Source organism: Phenylobacterium sp. (genome assembly GCF_035539035.1).
Lineage (GTDB): Bacteria > Pseudomonadota > Alphaproteobacteria > Caulobacterales > Caulobacteraceae > Phenylobacterium.
Genome location: NZ_DATLJI010000017.1, coordinates 1 through 14,182, shown reverse-complemented (window position 1 = coordinate 14,182; position 14,182 = coordinate 1). Strand labels below are relative to the sequence as shown.

The window sequence follows — 14,182 nt, the reverse complement described above, 5'->3', positions numbered from 1 at the left end:
CTATCCACCGCCGCTCGATTTTGGACCCGGAGCTTTTCTCGTGAAGCGCACCTTCCAGCCCTCCCGCCTCGTGCGTGCGCGTCGTCACGGCTTCCGTCTGCGCATGTCCACGAAGAACGGCCAGAAGATTCTCGCCCGCCGCCGCGCCAAGGGCCGCAAGCGCCTGAGCGCCTAAGCCGCGCGCTGAGCTATGGTGTCCGCGTGCCGGACGCCGTCTTTCCGATCGAACGTCTGAAGAAGCGCAGCGAGTTCCTCGCCTGCGCCAAGGCCCCCTCGTGCGCGAAGGGGGCCGTTCTCGTTCAGGCCCTGCCCCGCGAGGACGACCGGCCCCTGGTCCGCGCTGGCTTCACGGCCACCAAGCGCATCGGCGGGGCCGTCCAGCGCAACCGCGCCAAGCGCCGGATGAGGGAGGCCGCCCGCCTCCTCCTGCCCGAGTTCGCCCGCCCCGGGTTCGACTATGTGTTCATCGCCCGCGGCGGCGTGACCACCCGCGAGTGGCCGCGTTTGCTTGACGATGTGAAAAGCGCGCTGATAAGGCTCGCCGCCGACCGCGAGCGCCCCGACGTGAAGGCCCCGCGCCCTGCTGCCCCGACGACGGACCGCACCCCCTAAATGCAAAGCGACGACAACAGCCGCAACACGATCATCTTCATCGTCGCTGCGGTCATCCTCTTCATCGCCTACCAGTTCTTCGTGCTGGAGCCCGCCCAGAAGCGGCGGCAGGCGGAATTGGCGCGCCAGGCGCCGGCCGCCAGCCAGGTCCAGCCGGGGGTCTCCGCCGCGGCGGTCCCGCAGGTCCCGCAGGCCATGACCCGCCAGGCGGCCGTGGCCGCCACGCCGCGGATCCCGATCGCCACGCCCTCGGTGCGCGGCTCCCTGTCGCTGCGCGGCGCGCGGATCGACGACCTGTTCCTCACCGAGTACCGCGAGACGGTGAAGAAGGACTCGCCGCCGGTCGAGCTGCTGCGGCCCGAGGGGACCCAGTTCGCCTGGTTCGCCGACATCGGCTGGACCGGCGCCAATGTGCCCGGCCTGCCCACCGCCGACACCGTCTGGACCCTGGTCCAGGGCTCCACCCTCGCCCCCGGCCAGCCGGTGGTGCTGCAGACCACCAACGGCGCAGGCCTGACCTTCACCCGCAAGATCGAGGTCGACGACCGCTTCCTGTTCACGATCACCGACACGGTGGCCAACACCTCCGGCCAGGCGATCACCATCGCCCCCTACGCCTCCGTGCAGCGCCAGGGCGTCCCGAAGGAGCTGGGCACGAACCAGATCGTCCACGAGGGCGCGGTCGGCTGGCTCGACGGCAAGCTCCGTCAGGTGAAGTACAAGAAGTGGCTGAAGGACGGTGGCGGCCCCGCCTACACCTCGACCGGCGGCTGGGTCGGCATCACCGACAAGTACTGGCTCACGGCCCTGATCCCGGGCGGCGCCGAGCGCGTCACCGGCCAGTTCCGCCAGACGAACGCCGGCGCCCTGTCGATCTTCGACGCCAACTACGTGGGCGAACCCCGGACGATCCCCGCCGGCCGCCAGATCACCGAGACCACCCACTTCATCGCCGGCGCCAAGCGCGTGCCGCTTCTGCGCCAGTACCAGCAGCAGCTCGGCGTGGAGCGACTGGACTGGGCGGTCGACTGGGGGAACTTCTGGTTCCTCACCCGGCCGATCTTCTCCTTCCTGGCCTTCATCTCGCAGCACGTCCTGAACTTCGGCGTGGCCATCCTGCTGCTGACCGTCGTCGTGCGGCTGATCTTCTTCCCGCTGGCCAACAAGCAGTACGAGTCGCTGACCAAGATGAAGAAGGTGCAGCCCCAGATGGAGGAGCTGCGCAAGAAATATAAGGACGACCCCGCCAAGCAGCAGCAGGAGCTGCTCGCCCTCTACCAGCGCGAGAAGGTCAATCCGCTCGCCGGCTGCCTGCCGCTGCTGCTGCAGATCCCGGTCTTCTACGCCCTCTACAAGGTGCTGACCGTCACCATCGAGATGCGCCATGCGCCGTTCGTGGGCTGGATCCAGGACCTCTCGGCGCGCGATCCCACCACCATCTGGACCCTGTTCGGCCTGATCCCCTGGGATCCGGCGTCGGCGCCGCTGATCGGCGGCTTCCTGGACGGGGCCCTGCACCTGGGCGTGCTGCCGCTGCTCTACGGCGTGACCATGTGGCTCACCACCTCGATGAGCCCGCCCGCGCCCGATCCCATCCAGCAGCGCATCTTCCAGCTGATGCCGCTGATGTTCACCTTCATTATGGCGCCCTTCGCCGCGGGCCTGCTGCTCTACTGGACCTGGTCCAACGTGCTGACGATCCTGCAGCAGTACGTGATCATGCGCCGGTTCAAGGTGGACAATCCGATCGACCGGCTGATCCGCAAGTTCACCGGAAAGCCGGACCCCGCCACATGACCGACGCCGCCTTCGACGCCGAGGCGCTGGAGGCGGCGCGCGTCCTGTTCGCGGGCGAGGCGAAGTTCCTCATGGGCGCGGTCGCCATGGACGGCCTGCCCGACACGGACCTGCCGGAGGTGGCCTTCGCCGGCCGCTCCAACGTCGGCAAGAGCTCGCTGATCAACGCGGTGACCGGCCGCCTGCGTCTGGCCCGGTTCTCCAACGAGCCCGGCCGCACGCGCGAGGTGAACTTCTTCGTCATCGGCGACAACCAGCTGCGGCTGGTCGACCTGCCCGGCTACGGCTTCGCCCGGGCCTCCAAGGGCGTGGTGAAGAAGTTCCAGAACCTGGGCCGCGACTACCTGCGCGGCCGGCCGAACCTCAAGCGCGCCTTCCTGCTGATCGACTCCCGCCACGGCCTGAAGGAGGTGGACGAGGAGGCCATGGCCGCCTTCGACACCGCCGCGGTCAGCTACCAGATCATCCTGACCAAGGCCGACAAGCTGAAGCCGTCCGAGGTCGCCGACGTGGTCGCGCGCACCCAGGCGAAGATCGCCAAGCGCCCCGCCGCCTTCCCGCGCGTGCTGGCCACGTCGTCGGAGAAGGGGACCGGCATCCCCGAGCTGCGCGCCGAGATCGTCGAGGCCTGCGCGCTCTAGGCGGACCTAGCGTCAGAGCGCTAGGTGACGGGCGAAGGAGAGGAAATCCGATGCTCACCACCGAAGGCCGCGCCACCTGCGACGAAGACATGAACCTGTTCCGCGACCAGGTGCGGAAGTTCTTCGACCGCGCGCTGATCCCCAACCTCGACCGCTGGGAGGAGGAGGGCGTCGTCGACCGCAGCTTCTGGACCGCCTGCGGCGAGGCCGGCCTGCTCTGCCCCACGGTCCCGCCGGAGTACGGCGGCCTGGGCCTCGACTTCCGCTACAACGCGGTGATTGACGAGGAGCTCTCCTACGCGGGCTCCTCGGCCGGCATCACCCTGCAGTCCGACATCGTCGCCGACTACATCGTCAACTACGGCTCGGAAGAGCAGAAGCAGAAGTGGCTGCCGAAGATGGTCTCCGGCGAGGCGATCACCGCCATCGCCATGACCGAGCCGGGCACGGGCTCCGACCTGCAGGGCGTGCGCACCACCGCGCGCAAGGACGGCAACCACTACGTGGTCTCGGGCTCCAAGACCTACATCACCAACGGCCAGAACGCCGACCTGATCATCGTCGTGGCCAAGACCGACCCGAACGCCGGCTCCAAGGGCATCTCGCTGATCCTCGTCGAGGCCGACCGGGAAGGCTTCAAGCGCGGCCGCAACCTCGACAAGGTCGGCCAGAACTCCGCCGACACCTCGGAGCTGTTCTTCGAGGACGTGCGCGTGCCGATCACCAACTGCCTGGGCGAGGAGGGCCGCGGCTTCGCCTACCTGATGAGCCAGCTGCCGCAGGAGCGGCTGGGCATCGCCGTCTCGGCCCAGGCCGGCGCCCAGCGCGCCTTCGACGAGGCGGTGAAGTTCACCAAGGAGCGCAAGGCCTTCGGCCAGTCGATCTTCGACTTCCAGAACACCCGCTTCACCCTGGGCGCCCTGAAGGCCAAGCTGCAGGCCGGCTGGGCCCACCTCGACTGGGCGATCCAGCGCCACCTGGAGGGCAAGCTCACGGCGGCGGAAGGCTCCGCCGCCAAGCTGTTCCACACCGAGCTGCAGTGGGAGGCCTGCGACACCGCCCTGCAGCTGCACGGCGGCGCCGGCTATATGAACGAGTACCCGATCGCCCGCCTCTGGCGCGACGCCCGGGTGCAGCGGATCTACGGCGGCACCAGCGAGATCATGAAGGAAGTCGTGGCGCGCTCCATCTGAACTCCGCTCATCCCGGCGGAAGCCGGGATCCCAGCCGACTCAGATCAAGCTGCGCGACCGAGCCACGCGATCCGACTCCGCTTGGGCCCCGGCTTTCGCCGGGGTGAGCGGATCATCTTGCCTTCACCACCTCGCCGCCCTTCATCACGAAGACCGGCTTCTCCAGCACGGTGACGTCGGCCAGCGGGTCGCCCTTCACGCCGACCAGGTCTCCGTAGCGCCCAGTCGCCACCTGGCCGACGTCCTTCTCCCAGCCGAGCGCCTGGGCGGCGTTCACCGTCGCCGCCTGGATCGCCTGCAGCGGGGTCGCGCCATAGCGCACGAGCACCGCGAACTGCTTGGCGTTCTCGCCGTGCGGATAGATGCCGGCGTCGGTGGCGAACACCTGCTTCACCCCGCCCTTCAGGCTCTTGCGGAAGTTCTCCCGCTGCAGCTCGCCGATCTCGCGGTCCTTGCGCAGGTTGTCCTCGAGCACGCCGTTCTTCTTGCCCTCGGCCTGGGTGTAGTCGGTGTTGTAGATGTCCATGCCGAAGTAGGTGCCCTTCTGGGCCGCAAGCCGGACGCCCTCGTCGTCCACCAGGCTGACGTGCTCGATGGTGTCGACGCCGGCGCGGATGGCGTCCTTGATGCCCGCCGGCCCGTGGGCGTGGGCGGCAACCTTCAGGCCCGCCATGTGCGCCTCCTCGACGATGGCGGTCATCTCGGCGAGGCTGAGCTGCTGGGCGCCGACCGAGGGTCCCCGCGAGAACACCCCGCCGGTCGCGCAGATCTTGATCACCTGGGCGCCGTACTTCTTGGCCAGCCGCACCTTGGCGCGGCCCTCCTCGGGGCTGTCCACGGTGTAGGGGCTTTTCTCGGCCATGGACGGCGGGAAGAAGGTCGAGTCGCAGTGGCCGCCGGTGGCGCCCAGCGCATAGGTCGCCGTGACGACCCGGGGACCCGGGATGTAGCCCCCGTCGATCGCCTCGCGCAGACCCACGTCGGCGTAGAACTCCGAGCCCACGTTGCGCACGGTGGTGAAGCCGGCCTCCAGGGTGTCCTTCGCGTGCCGCGTGGCCACCGCCGTCCAGAAGGCGTCGGAGTATTCCAGGTAGTTGTAGCCGCCGATCTTGGCGACGCTGGTCAGGTGCACGTGCATGTCGATGAGCCCGGGCAGCAGGGTCACGCCGGGGAGGTCCACGCGGCTGGCGCCCGCCGGGACCGCATCGCCCTGCCGCCCTACCGACGTGATCCGCCCGTCGGTGACCACCACCAGCGGCCGCTCCACATAGCGGCCGGTCGTCACGTCCAGCAGCCGGTCGGCGCTCACCGCCACGGTGGCCGCCTGCGCCGCACCTGCGAGCAGCGTCGCCGCCACTGCGGCCACGGCCGCCGTCCCAAGATCCTTACGCACCGTCACATCCCCCCGAATTCCAGGTCCGTTTCCCGCTTAGCACGCCGGGGGCCGCGTGACAGGGGAGGCGGCGTCCGCTATCGGACCCGCGACCGACGGCGACGGAGCAGGACGGGTGACCGAGACGAGCGAAGGCCAGGGCTGGGCGACGGCCAAGACGCTCGCGGAGGCCCTGCCGTACATCCAGATCTACGATCGCGAGACCGTGGTCATCAAATACGGCGGCCACGCCATGGGCGAGGAGCAGGTGGCCAAGCTGTTCGCCGCCGACGCCGTGCTGCTGAAGATGCTGGGCGTCCATCCCGTAGTGGTCCACGGCGGCGGGCCGCAGATCTCAGCCTGGCTGGCCAAGGCGGGCGTGAAGTCCACCTTCGTGGACGGCCTGCGCGTCACCGACGAGGCGACAATGGAGGTGGCCGAGATGGTCCTCTCCGGGGCGATCAACAAGGAGATCGCCAACTGGATCACCCAGGCCGGCGCCGAGGCCGATGTGCGCGGCGTGGGCCTGTCGGGCAAGGACGCCCGGATGCTGACCGTCGAGAAGGTCACCCGCACCAAGAAGGACCCGGAGTCCGAAGTGGAGCGGATGGTCGACCTGGGCTTCGTGGGCGAGCCGAAGAAGGTCGATCCCAAGATCATCGAGGCCCTGCTCTACGCCGAGGAGGACTACATCCCGGTCGTGGCGCCGATCGGCGTCTCGGAGACCGGCGAGACCTACAACATCAACGCCGACACGGTGGCCGGCGCCCTGGCCGGCGCGCTGAACGCCAAGCGCATGCTGCTGCTCACCGATGTGGCGGGCGTCCTGGGCAAGGACGGCGAGCTGATCCGCCAGATGACCGTCGCCGAGGCCCGCAAGGCGATCACGGACGGTGTGGCCACCGGCGGCATGATCCCCAAGCTGGAGACCGCCATCTCCGCGGTGGAGGCCGGGGTGGAGGCCGTGGTCATCCTCGACGGCCGCCGCCCGCACGCCATGCTGGTGGAGCTGTTCACCGAGCACGGCGCGGGCACCCTGATCTGCGAATGAGCGCCGACCTCACCCGCGCCGACCTCAGGCACATCGACACCTGGCTGTTCGATCTCGACAACACCCTCTACCCGGCCGAGTCCGGCTTCATGGGCGAGATCGAGCGGCGGATGACGGCCTATGTGATGCGGGTGACCGGCCTTGAGCGGGACGAGGCCTACCGGCTCCAGAAGCAGTACCTGGCCGACCACGGGCTGACGCTGATCGGCATGATGCGCCATCACGGCGTGGATCCGCTGGAGTTCCACGCCCTGTTCCACGACCTGTCGCTGGAGGCCCTGGCGCACGACCCGGACATGATCGCCGCCATCGCCCGCCTGCCCGGCCGCCGGCTGATCTTCACCAACGCCGACGACGTCCACGCTGAGCGGGTGCTGGCGAGGCTCGGCCTTGCGGACCTGTTCGAGGACGTCTTCCACATCGGCAGCTCCGGCTACACGCCGAAGCCCGATCCGGCCGCCTTCGCGGCCATGAACGCCGCCCACGGCGTCGCGCCGGAGATGGCCGCCTTCTTCGAGGATTCCGAGCGCAACCTGGCGCCCGCCGCCGACCTCGGCATGACCACCGTGCTCGTGGGCTCGCACGCGCCCGCCAGCACCGCCCCCTTCGTCCACCACCGCACCGCGCGCCTGGCCGACTTCCTGGCCGGCGCCCAGGTCAGGGAAGCCGCCTGAGAATGATCGAAGAGCTGAAGCGCGTCATCGAAGCCGCCTGGGAAGCCCGGGACGGGATCAACACCGGCACCCAGGGCGAGGTCCGCGACGCCGTGCGCGAGACCATCGAGCTGCTGGACACCGGCGCCCTGCGCGTCGCCGAGCGCCAGGCCGACGGCGCCTGGGTCACCCACCAGTGGGCCAAGCAGGCGATCCTGCTGCTGTTTCGCCTGACGCCCAACGCCGTGATCGAGGCCGACGCGCCGGGCCCCTACTGGGACAAGGTCCCGCTGAAGTTCTCCGGCTGGGACGCCGCCCGCTTCGAGCAGGCCGGCTTCCGCGCCGTGCCGGGCGCCATCGTCCGCAAGGGGGCCTTCATCGGCAAGGGCGTGGTGATGACCCCGTCCTTCGTGAACATCGGCGCCTATGTCGACGAAGGGACCATGGTCGACACCTGGGCCACGGTCGGCTCCTGCGCCCAGATCGGCAAGAACGTGCACCTCTCCGGCGGCGCGGGCATCGGCGGGGTGCTGGAGCCCCTGCAGGCCAATCCTACGATCATCGAGGACAACTGCTTCATCGGCGCCCGCTCGGAGGTAGCCGAGGGCGTGGTGGTGCGCGAGGGCTCGGTGCTCTCGATGGGGGTCTACCTGACCTCCACGACGCCGATCGTGAACCGCCGCACCGGCGAGGTGACCACCGGCGAGGTGCCGCCCTATTCGGTGGTCATGTCGGGGTCGCGGCCCAACGCCCACGACCCCAGCCTGCCGTCCACCTACTGCGCGGTGATCATGAAGACGGTGGACGAGCGCACCCGCTCCAAGACCAGCATCAACGAGCTGCTCCGGGACTGACCCGGAGCGGCCCGCTCACCCCAGGGCGTAGGGCCGGTAGGGTCCAAGGATCAGCTGCTCGAACACGCCGACGCCTTCCTGCGGCGCCTCGCCGGGCGCCTCGAAGGTGGCGCGGCTGATCGCCTGGATGTGGAAGTTCTCCATGGCGCCCATGTCGACGCTGGCGAGGTCGATGTCCTCGCGCGCCACCGCCAGGTCACCCTTGAGCGCGCCGTGGCGCCAGTCGCCGCCGTAGCCGATCCCGCGCATCAGGAAGGTGGTGACGGGCTCCAGCTTCACCGTCGCCTCGCCCTGGGCGAGCGGGATCTTCAGCGTGCCCGAGCGGGCGTGCCGCGTGCCGGGGATCAGCTCCACGTCCTCCATCCGCGCCGCCTCGGCGTGCCAGCCGCCGCCCTCGCCCGCGCCGTCGGGCAGGATCACCGCCCGGGTGTTCCAGGCCTGGCCGTCGGGGTCGGCGTTGACGTGGAAGAAGACGCTGCGGTCCTGGAAGTTGACCGGCGTCCACTGCCAGAAGAAGCCGGTCAGCCCTGCGCCGGGCGTCGGCTGCGGGTCGGGGGCGCCGACCGGCCGGATGCCCCAGGAGCGGTCGCGCGAGCCCGTCCAGCCCGCGACCTCGCGGCGCTCGCCGTCCACCTCCAACCAGCCCGAGACGCGGACGTTCTGGGTCAGGCGCGTGTAGTCCATGAACAGGCGCGGGCCGAGCCGCTTGACGAAGCGGGGCTCCTCGATCGGGAAGGCGCGGCCCTCGAAGACGAGGTCGGCCGCCAAGCCTTCCGCGCCCTCCACCACCACCCGGAGCTTCTGCAGCGGCTCGAGGATCTCGATGCGGATCGGGCCGACCGTGAGGTCCATCCGCTCCATGCCCAGCACGCGGGAGGCGTGCAGGCAGTACTGCTTGCCGCCGCGGATCACCGAGAGGTGCGCGTCGGCCACGTTCAGCGCCGGATAGACGCCGAAGGCGACCGCGAAGAAGTCGCGCCCGTCGGGCGAATAGCCGTTGAAGAAGTAGCGGTCGTAGAAATTCCGGTCCGAGCCCGCGTAGGCGATCGGCTCCGGCGTCTGGTGGATGGGGTAGTCGTCGCCCTTGGTCAGCATGTTCCCTCCCGTGGAGCGCTTTTCGCCCCCGCGCTCTGGCCGACCTTACGTCCGGTCAGTCTTGCGACTTTTCGGTGTGGCGTATCATGGTTGGCTGACAACAAGGCAAGGGAGGCGCCCCCGGCTCCGGGCGGCGTAAGGGCGACATGAGCGTGATGAGCGCCACGGACCATCGCATCCCGCAGGATGTGGCGGAACAGCTGGTCAATCCGGTGGCCTATGCCGACGGCCGCATCCACGAAGCCTATAAGTGGCTGCGCCGCAACGAGCCGTTCGGCGTCGCCGATGTGGAGGGCGTGGACCCCTTCTGGGTCGCCGTGCGCCACGCCGAGATCCTGGAGATCAGCCGCCAGAACAGCCTGTTCCTGAACGGCGCCCGCAACCCGGTCATCACCTCCCAGGCCGCCGACCGCAAGGTGCGCGAGATGATGGGCGGCAGCCCGCACCTGCTGCGCACCCTCATCCACATGGATGAGCCCGACCACATGAAGTACCGGGCGCTCACCCAGGCCTGGTTCATGCCCCAGAACCTGCGCTCCATGGAGGACCGCATACGGGTGATCGCCAGGGCGGCGGTGGATCGGCTGCTGGCCACGGGCGGACGCTGCGACTTCGTCAGCGACGTCGCCCTGCACTACCCGCTGCACGTGATCATGAGCATCATGGGCGTGCCGGAGGCGGACGAGCCGCGCATGCTGAAGCTCACCCAGGAGATCTTCGGCGCCGCCGACCCCGAGCTCAGCCGCGCGGCCCAGGCGGAGAAGGACGTCCCGATCGAGGAGCGCCAGCTCGACTTCAGCGTCATCACCGACTTCTTCGACTACTACCGCCGCTTCTCCGAGGAGAAGCGGAAGAACCCCTCCGACGACCTGGGCAGCCTGATCGCCAACAGCACCATCGACGGCCAGCCGCTCTCCGACCTGGAGGCGATGAGCTATTACATCATCGTCGCCACCGCCGGCCACGACACCACCTCGTCCTCCACCGCCGGCGCCATGTGGGCGCTGGCCCAGAACCCCGGCGAGTTCGCCAAGGTGAAGTCCGACCTCTCGCTGATCCCCTCCCTGGTGGACGAGAGCATCCGCTGGACGACCCCGGTGAAGACCTTCATGCGCACGGCCGCCGAGGACACGGAGGTCGCCGGCCGGACGGTGAAGAAGGACGACTGGATCATGCTCTGCTACGCCTCCGGCAACCGGGACGAGGCGGTGTTCGAGGACCCCTTCCTATTCCGCGTCGACCGCAAGCCCAACCGGCACCTGGCGTTCGGCTACGGCGCGCACCTGTGCCTGGGCCAGCACCTCGCGAAGATGGAGATGCGGGTCCTCTGGGAGGAACTGCTGCCGAGGCTGAAGTCGGTGGAGCTCGACGGCGAGCCGGCCATGAGCGAGGCGGTGTTCGTCAACGGCCCCAAGCGCCTGCCCATCCGCTTCGAGCTCGCCTGACCTTGGCCCATCCGCTGGAGCCGCGGGTCGCGGCCTACATCTCCGGCCGGCTGGGGTGCGACGTGGCCGTGGAGGCCATGGAGCGCATCTCCGGCGGCGCGAGCCGCGAGACCTACCGCTTCGTCGCCCGCTGGACCGAGGCCGGGACGCCGCGCGAGCGGAAGATGATCCTCAGGCGCGACCCGCCGGCCAGCCTGATCGACACCGAGCGGAAGATCGAGTTCGCCGCCTACCGCGCCTTCCACGGCTCGGCCGTGCCGGTGCCCGAGATGCTGTGGCTGGAGGAGGAGGACGGCCCCCTCGACCATCCCTTCTTCATCGCCGAGGAGCTGGCCGGCTTCCAGGCCGCGCCGCAGGTGCTGCTGTCCGGGATGTACGACGCCGTCCTGCCGAAGGTGGCCGAGCGCAAGTGGACGATCCTGGGCGAGATCGCCCGCGCCGATCCCGCCGCGCTGGGTCTGACCGAGGTGATGGAGGCGCCGGCGCCCGAGGCCTGCTGGCGCCGCGAGCTCGCCTACTGGGAGGCGGCGCTGGCCCGCGACGAGGCCGAGCCCCTGCCGATCACCCGGGCCGCCATCCGCTGGCTGAAGGCCAATCCCCCGCCGCCCGCCCAGAAGCTCTCCGTCGTCCATGGCGACTACCGGACCGGCAACTTCCTGTTCGACGAGGCGGGCGAGATCCACGGGATTCTGGACTGGGAGATGTGCCACCTGGGCGACCCGCTGGAGGACCTCGCCTGGGGCTTCAACCCGGTGTGGGGCTTCGGCCAGCCGGACAAGGCCGGCGGGCTCCTGCCGCAGGCCGAGGCGACCGACATCTGGGAGAAGGCCAGCGGGCTGAAGGCCGATCCCGCGGCGCTCCGCTGGTGGGTCCTGTTCAATTGCGTGAAGGGCCAGGCCATCTGGGTCGGCTCCGCGCGCGCCTTCCTCGACGGCGGCAATCGGGAGCCGATCATGATCTATCCCGCCTGGTGGCTGATCAACGCCCAGGACCGGGCGATCCTGAAGGTGATGGGCCGGCTATGAACCCTCCCGTCCCCGCGGTTCTCGCAGAACTCGCGAACCTGGCGCTCCGCTACACCCTGCCCGACGCGCCGCCGGCCGAACGGGCCAGCAACCTCGGCCTCTCGGCCATGCTGCTCACCCTGGCCGCCGAGGTGTGGGACGGCGCCGCCGCCAACCTGGTCGAGGAGAACCGGGCGATCCGCACCCTGCTGGGCGACGCCGGCGAGGACGCCGACCTGCGCCTGTCGGCGCTCAAGGCCGAGAACGACCGCCTGCGCGCCGCGCTCATCGAAGCCCACGCCGCCGCCGAGCAGGCGGGCGACACGGCCCGTCAGGACGCCATCTGGGCCGAGCTCCTCGCCTCCACGGAACGGCGGAAGCTGTCGATCTCGCTGGTCTAGGCGAGCAGGGCCAGGGTCCGCGCGTCGGCCGCGCCGCCGTAGTAGCGCGCCAGCGCCTCCCCGAAGCGCGGCTCGTCCGGCGCGGCCGCCCGGAAGAGGGTCATGGACGAGCGGAACTTCATGTCGTCGGGGCTGCCGAAGATCTCGTGCGCCGAGCGCCCCTGCACCGCCAGCACCGCGTCCGTGCAGGCCAGGAGCCGCGGCCCCAGCACCGCATGGCTCAGGTAGGCCCGCGCCTCGTCTAGCCCCGAAATGGCGTAGCGCTGGGCCATGGCGCTGAAGCCCAGCCCGGCGAGCTGGGGGAAGACGAACCACATCCAGTGGCTGCGCTTGTCGCCGGCCCGTAGCTCCGCCAGCGCCCGGTCGTAGGCGCCCGCCTGGGCGTCGACGAAGCGCTGCAGGTCGAAGGGATCGCTCATCCCCTACCTTCTCACGGCGCCACCGGCTGCAGGAAGGTCCGCTCCTCGGAGAGGATGAATCGCTGCGCCTGCGCCATGCGGAAATTGGCGGCGCCCGCCGGGTCGGTCTTCAGCCGCGCGCGGTAGGCCTCGTAGGCCGTCAGGCTGTCGAAGGAGATCAGCGCCAGGGCGACGTTGTTGGTCCCCTCGTGCGGCAGCCAGTAGCCGAGCAGGTCGCCGCCGCACGCGGGGATGATGGTCAGCCAGTTGCGGGCATAGGCCTCGAAGGCGTCGCGCTGGAAGGGGTCGATGACGTAGCGGATGCAGCAGGTGACGGTCATGGGGTCCTCGGGTTGCGGTGGGCGGAGGCTTAGCCGTCCGCACCCGCGGCACGTTTCGTTCCGGACCGAAGCATGGCCGCCCGTTCCGGGCTAAGGTGGCGGCATGAGGCTCGGGCCCGACATCACCCGCATCGCCGCCCTGCTGGGGGAGCCGGCGCGCGCGAACATGCTTTCCGCGCTGATGGGCGGCCAGGCCCTGACCGCCGGCGAGCTCGCCCGCGAGGCCGCGATCACGCCCCAGACCGCCAGCGCCCACCTGGCCCGGCTGGAGGCGGGTGGCCTGCTCACCCGCCGCCGCCAGGGTCGCCACAGCTACTTCACGCTTGCGGGGCCCGACGTGGCCGAGGCCATGGAGCAGCTGATCGTGCTGGCCGGGCGCGCCGGCCACCTGCGCACCCGTCCCGGTCCCCGCGATCCGGCGCTGCGCCGCGCGCGGGTCTGCTACGACCACCTGGCGGGCGACGCCGGCGTGGCCATGCTCGACGCCCTGATCGCTCAGGGGCGCGTCGCGGACCACGACGGCGCGCTGGCCCTCACCGCCGAGGGCCGCGCCTTCGCGTGCGAGTTCGGCCTCGACCTCGAGCCCCCCGGCCGCCGGCCCCTCTGCAAGGCCTGCCTCGACTGGAGCGTGCGCCGCAGCCACCTGGCCGGGGTCATGGGCGCGGCCCTGCTGTCGCGCATCTACGCCCTCGGCTGGGCGCGGCGGATCGAGGGCACCCGCGTGGTCCAGTTCAGCGCCCCGGGCGAGGCGGCTTTCCGGGCGACCTTCAAGGTTCCGCTCTGATCCGCTGAGCCGGACGGGTGACAAGCCGGCCAACCTCGGCTTTGCTGCCGACCTTTCCAGACCGAACCATTTCATAGGGACGATTTCATGCCACCACGGATGCTGCCCGAGCCCACGCCGGAGACCCGGCATTTCTGGGACGGGTGCAGGGAGGGCGAGCTCCGCCTTCAGCGCTGCACGGCCTGCGACGGCCAGGCCTACTTCCCGCCCCGCCCCTTCTGCCCGAACTGCGGCAGCCGCGCGGTGGAGGTGTTCCCCGCCAGCGGCAAGGCGGTCCTCTGGTCCTACGTGATCAACCAGCGCCCGCGCCCGGACATGGGGACCGACCCCTACGCCATCGCGGTGGTGAAGCTCGCGGAGGGGCCGCAGATGATGACCAACATCGTCGGCTGCCCGCAGACGCCGGAAGCCCTGCAGCTCGACATGCCGCTGAAGGTGACGTTCGAGAAGCAGACCGACGACATCACCCTGCCCTTCTTCACCCCGGCGGAGGGCTGATCCGATGAAGCCGAAATCAGTCGCCGTGGTCGGCGCCGCCGAG

The 14,182-nt window shown here is 70.0% G+C and carries 17 protein-coding genes; 13 read left to right on the top strand and 4 right to left on the bottom strand.

The features are described from left to right. Positions 1-40: 40 nt before the first annotated feature. From rpmH to VM685_RS20525, 5 genes are all read left to right on the top strand, one after another. Entirely contained in the window at positions 41-175 is a 135-nt protein-coding gene (rpmH, locus tag VM685_RS20545) for a 50S ribosomal protein L34 (RefSeq protein ID WP_068877158.1), read from the top strand. Between the two features lie 26 nt (positions 176-201). Next, the gene (gene rnpA, locus VM685_RS20540; protein ID WP_325462067.1) at positions 202-612 is read left to right on the top strand and encodes a ribonuclease P protein component; all 411 of its coding nucleotides are present in this window, start codon (positions 202-204) and stop codon (positions 610-612) included. Then, the gene (gene yidC, locus VM685_RS20535) at positions 613-2,409 is read left to right on the top strand and encodes a membrane protein insertase YidC (RefSeq protein WP_325462066.1); all 1,797 of its coding nucleotides are present in this window, start codon (positions 613-615) and stop codon (positions 2,407-2,409) included. Between the two features lie 71 nt (positions 2,410-2,480). Continuing rightward, complete coding sequence (gene yihA, locus VM685_RS20530; protein WP_325462150.1) at positions 2,481-3,050, top strand: ribosome biogenesis GTP-binding protein YihA/YsxC; 570 nt, start codon at positions 2,481-2,483, stop codon at positions 3,048-3,050. 50 nt (positions 3,051-3,100) lie between these two features. Continuing rightward, on the top strand, positions 3,101-4,243 hold the full coding sequence (locus VM685_RS20525) for an acyl-CoA dehydrogenase family protein (RefSeq protein WP_325462065.1): 1,143 nt from the start codon (positions 3,101-3,103) through the stop codon (positions 4,241-4,243). A gap of 112 nt (positions 4,244-4,355) precedes the next feature. Here the strand turns inward: VM685_RS20525 and VM685_RS20520 are convergent, their stop codons facing one another. Continuing rightward, on the bottom strand, positions 4,356-5,636 hold the full coding sequence (locus VM685_RS20520) for a metal-dependent hydrolase family protein (protein WP_414693404.1): 1,281 nt from the start codon (positions 5,634-5,636) through the stop codon (positions 4,356-4,358). A 115-nt stretch (positions 5,637-5,751) separates the two neighbouring features. Between VM685_RS20520 and argB the strand changes: the two genes are divergently transcribed. Genes argB through dapD form a run of 3 tightly spaced genes read left to right on the top strand, consistent with a single transcriptional unit; the run spans position 5,752 to position 8,173 of the window. Next, complete coding sequence (gene argB / locus VM685_RS20515; protein WP_325462063.1) at positions 5,752-6,666, top strand: acetylglutamate kinase; 915 nt, start codon at positions 5,752-5,754, stop codon at positions 6,664-6,666. Further along, positions 6,663-7,340: a pyrimidine 5'-nucleotidase gene (locus VM685_RS20510; RefSeq protein ID WP_325462062.1), complete on the top strand. Its 678-nt coding sequence runs from the start codon at positions 6,663-6,665 to the stop codon at positions 7,338-7,340. Before argB ends, VM685_RS20510 begins: the two co-directional genes overlap by 4 nt. A gap of 2 nt (positions 7,341-7,342) precedes the next feature. After that, on the top strand, positions 7,343-8,173 hold the full coding sequence (gene dapD, locus VM685_RS20505; RefSeq protein WP_325462061.1) for a 2,3,4,5-tetrahydropyridine-2,6-dicarboxylate N-succinyltransferase: 831 nt from the start codon (positions 7,343-7,345) through the stop codon (positions 8,171-8,173). 15 nt (positions 8,174-8,188) lie between these two features. On the opposite strand, the gene VM685_RS20500 is transcribed toward dapD, so the two are convergent. Continuing rightward, on the bottom strand, positions 8,189-9,268 hold the full coding sequence (locus VM685_RS20500) for a hypothetical protein (protein WP_325462060.1): 1,080 nt from the start codon (positions 9,266-9,268) through the stop codon (positions 8,189-8,191). A 155-nt stretch (positions 9,269-9,423) separates the two neighbouring features. Between VM685_RS20500 and VM685_RS20495 the strand changes: the two genes are divergently transcribed. The 3 genes from VM685_RS20495 to VM685_RS20485 are packed head-to-tail and all read left to right on the top strand — an operon-like array spanning position 9,424 to position 12,118. Continuing rightward, the gene (locus VM685_RS20495; protein WP_325462059.1) at positions 9,424-10,713 is read left to right on the top strand and encodes a cytochrome P450; all 1,290 of its coding nucleotides are present in this window, start codon (positions 9,424-9,426) and stop codon (positions 10,711-10,713) included. A 2-nt stretch (positions 10,714-10,715) separates the two neighbouring features. Continuing rightward, complete coding sequence (locus VM685_RS20490; RefSeq protein WP_325462058.1) at positions 10,716-11,738, top strand: phosphotransferase family protein; 1,023 nt, start codon at positions 10,716-10,718, stop codon at positions 11,736-11,738. Next, positions 11,735-12,118 (top strand): hypothetical protein, encoded by a 384-nt coding sequence (locus VM685_RS20485; RefSeq protein ID WP_325462057.1) that lies wholly within the window; start codon positions 11,735-11,737, stop codon positions 12,116-12,118. The genes VM685_RS20490 and VM685_RS20485 overlap by 4 nt, the downstream gene beginning before the upstream one ends. Here VM685_RS20485 and VM685_RS20480 read toward each other — a convergent pair. Together VM685_RS20480 and VM685_RS20475 are read right to left on the bottom strand one after the other, a co-directional pair. Continuing rightward, positions 12,115-12,537, bottom strand: a complete 423-nt coding sequence (locus VM685_RS20480) for a DUF1810 domain-containing protein (RefSeq protein ID WP_325462056.1) — start codon at positions 12,535-12,537, stop codon at positions 12,115-12,117. The genes VM685_RS20485 and VM685_RS20480 overlap by 4 nt on opposite strands. A gap of 11 nt (positions 12,538-12,548) precedes the next feature. Further along, positions 12,549-12,857, bottom strand: coding sequence for an NIPSNAP family protein (locus VM685_RS20475; protein ID WP_325462055.1), 309 nt, complete (start codon positions 12,855-12,857; stop codon positions 12,549-12,551). Positions 12,858-12,960: 103 nt separating this feature from the next. Between VM685_RS20475 and VM685_RS20470 the strand changes: the two genes are divergently transcribed. Both VM685_RS20470 and VM685_RS20465 read left to right on the top strand, forming a co-directional pair. Then, positions 12,961-13,641: a helix-turn-helix transcriptional regulator gene (locus tag VM685_RS20470; RefSeq protein WP_325462054.1), complete on the top strand. Its 681-nt coding sequence runs from the start codon at positions 12,961-12,963 to the stop codon at positions 13,639-13,641. 87 nt (positions 13,642-13,728) lie between these two features. Further along, positions 13,729-14,139: a Zn-ribbon domain-containing OB-fold protein gene (locus VM685_RS20465; RefSeq protein ID WP_325462053.1), complete on the top strand. Its 411-nt coding sequence runs from the start codon at positions 13,729-13,731 to the stop codon at positions 14,137-14,139. Positions 14,140-14,182 lie beyond the last annotated feature (43 nt).

Coding starts and splice junctions, on each gene's coding strand:
- yihA (WP_325462150.1), top strand. CDS start 2,481: ATGGGCGCGGTCGCCATGGACGGCCTGCCCGACACGGACCTGCCGGAG.
- dapD (WP_325462061.1), top strand. CDS start 7,343: ATGATCGAAGAGCTGAAGCGCGTCATCGAAGCCGCCTGGGAAGCCCGG.
- VM685_RS20495 (WP_325462059.1), top strand. CDS start 9,424: ATGAGCGCCACGGACCATCGCATCCCGCAGGATGTGGCGGAACAGCTG.
- VM685_RS20470 (WP_325462054.1), top strand. CDS start 12,961: ATGAGGCTCGGGCCCGACATCACCCGCATCGCCGCCCTGCTGGGGGAG.
- VM685_RS20480 (WP_325462056.1), bottom strand. CDS start 12,537: ATGAGCGATCCCTTCGACCTGCAGCGCTTCGTCGACGCCCAGGCGGGC.
- VM685_RS20510 (WP_325462062.1), top strand. CDS start 6,663: ATGAGCGCCGACCTCACCCGCGCCGACCTCAGGCACATCGACACCTGG.
- VM685_RS20525 (WP_325462065.1), top strand. CDS start 3,101: ATGCTCACCACCGAAGGCCGCGCCACCTGCGACGAAGACATGAACCTG.
- yidC (WP_325462066.1), top strand. CDS start 613: ATGCAAAGCGACGACAACAGCCGCAACACGATCATCTTCATCGTCGCT.
- VM685_RS20500 (WP_325462060.1), bottom strand. CDS start 9,268: ATGCTGACCAAGGGCGACGACTACCCCATCCACCAGACGCCGGAGCCG.
- VM685_RS20475 (WP_325462055.1), bottom strand. CDS start 12,857: ATGACCGTCACCTGCTGCATCCGCTACGTCATCGACCCCTTCCAGCGC.
- VM685_RS20485 (WP_325462057.1), top strand. CDS start 11,735: ATGAACCCTCCCGTCCCCGCGGTTCTCGCAGAACTCGCGAACCTGGCG.
- VM685_RS20465 (WP_325462053.1), top strand. CDS start 13,729: ATGCCACCACGGATGCTGCCCGAGCCCACGCCGGAGACCCGGCATTTC.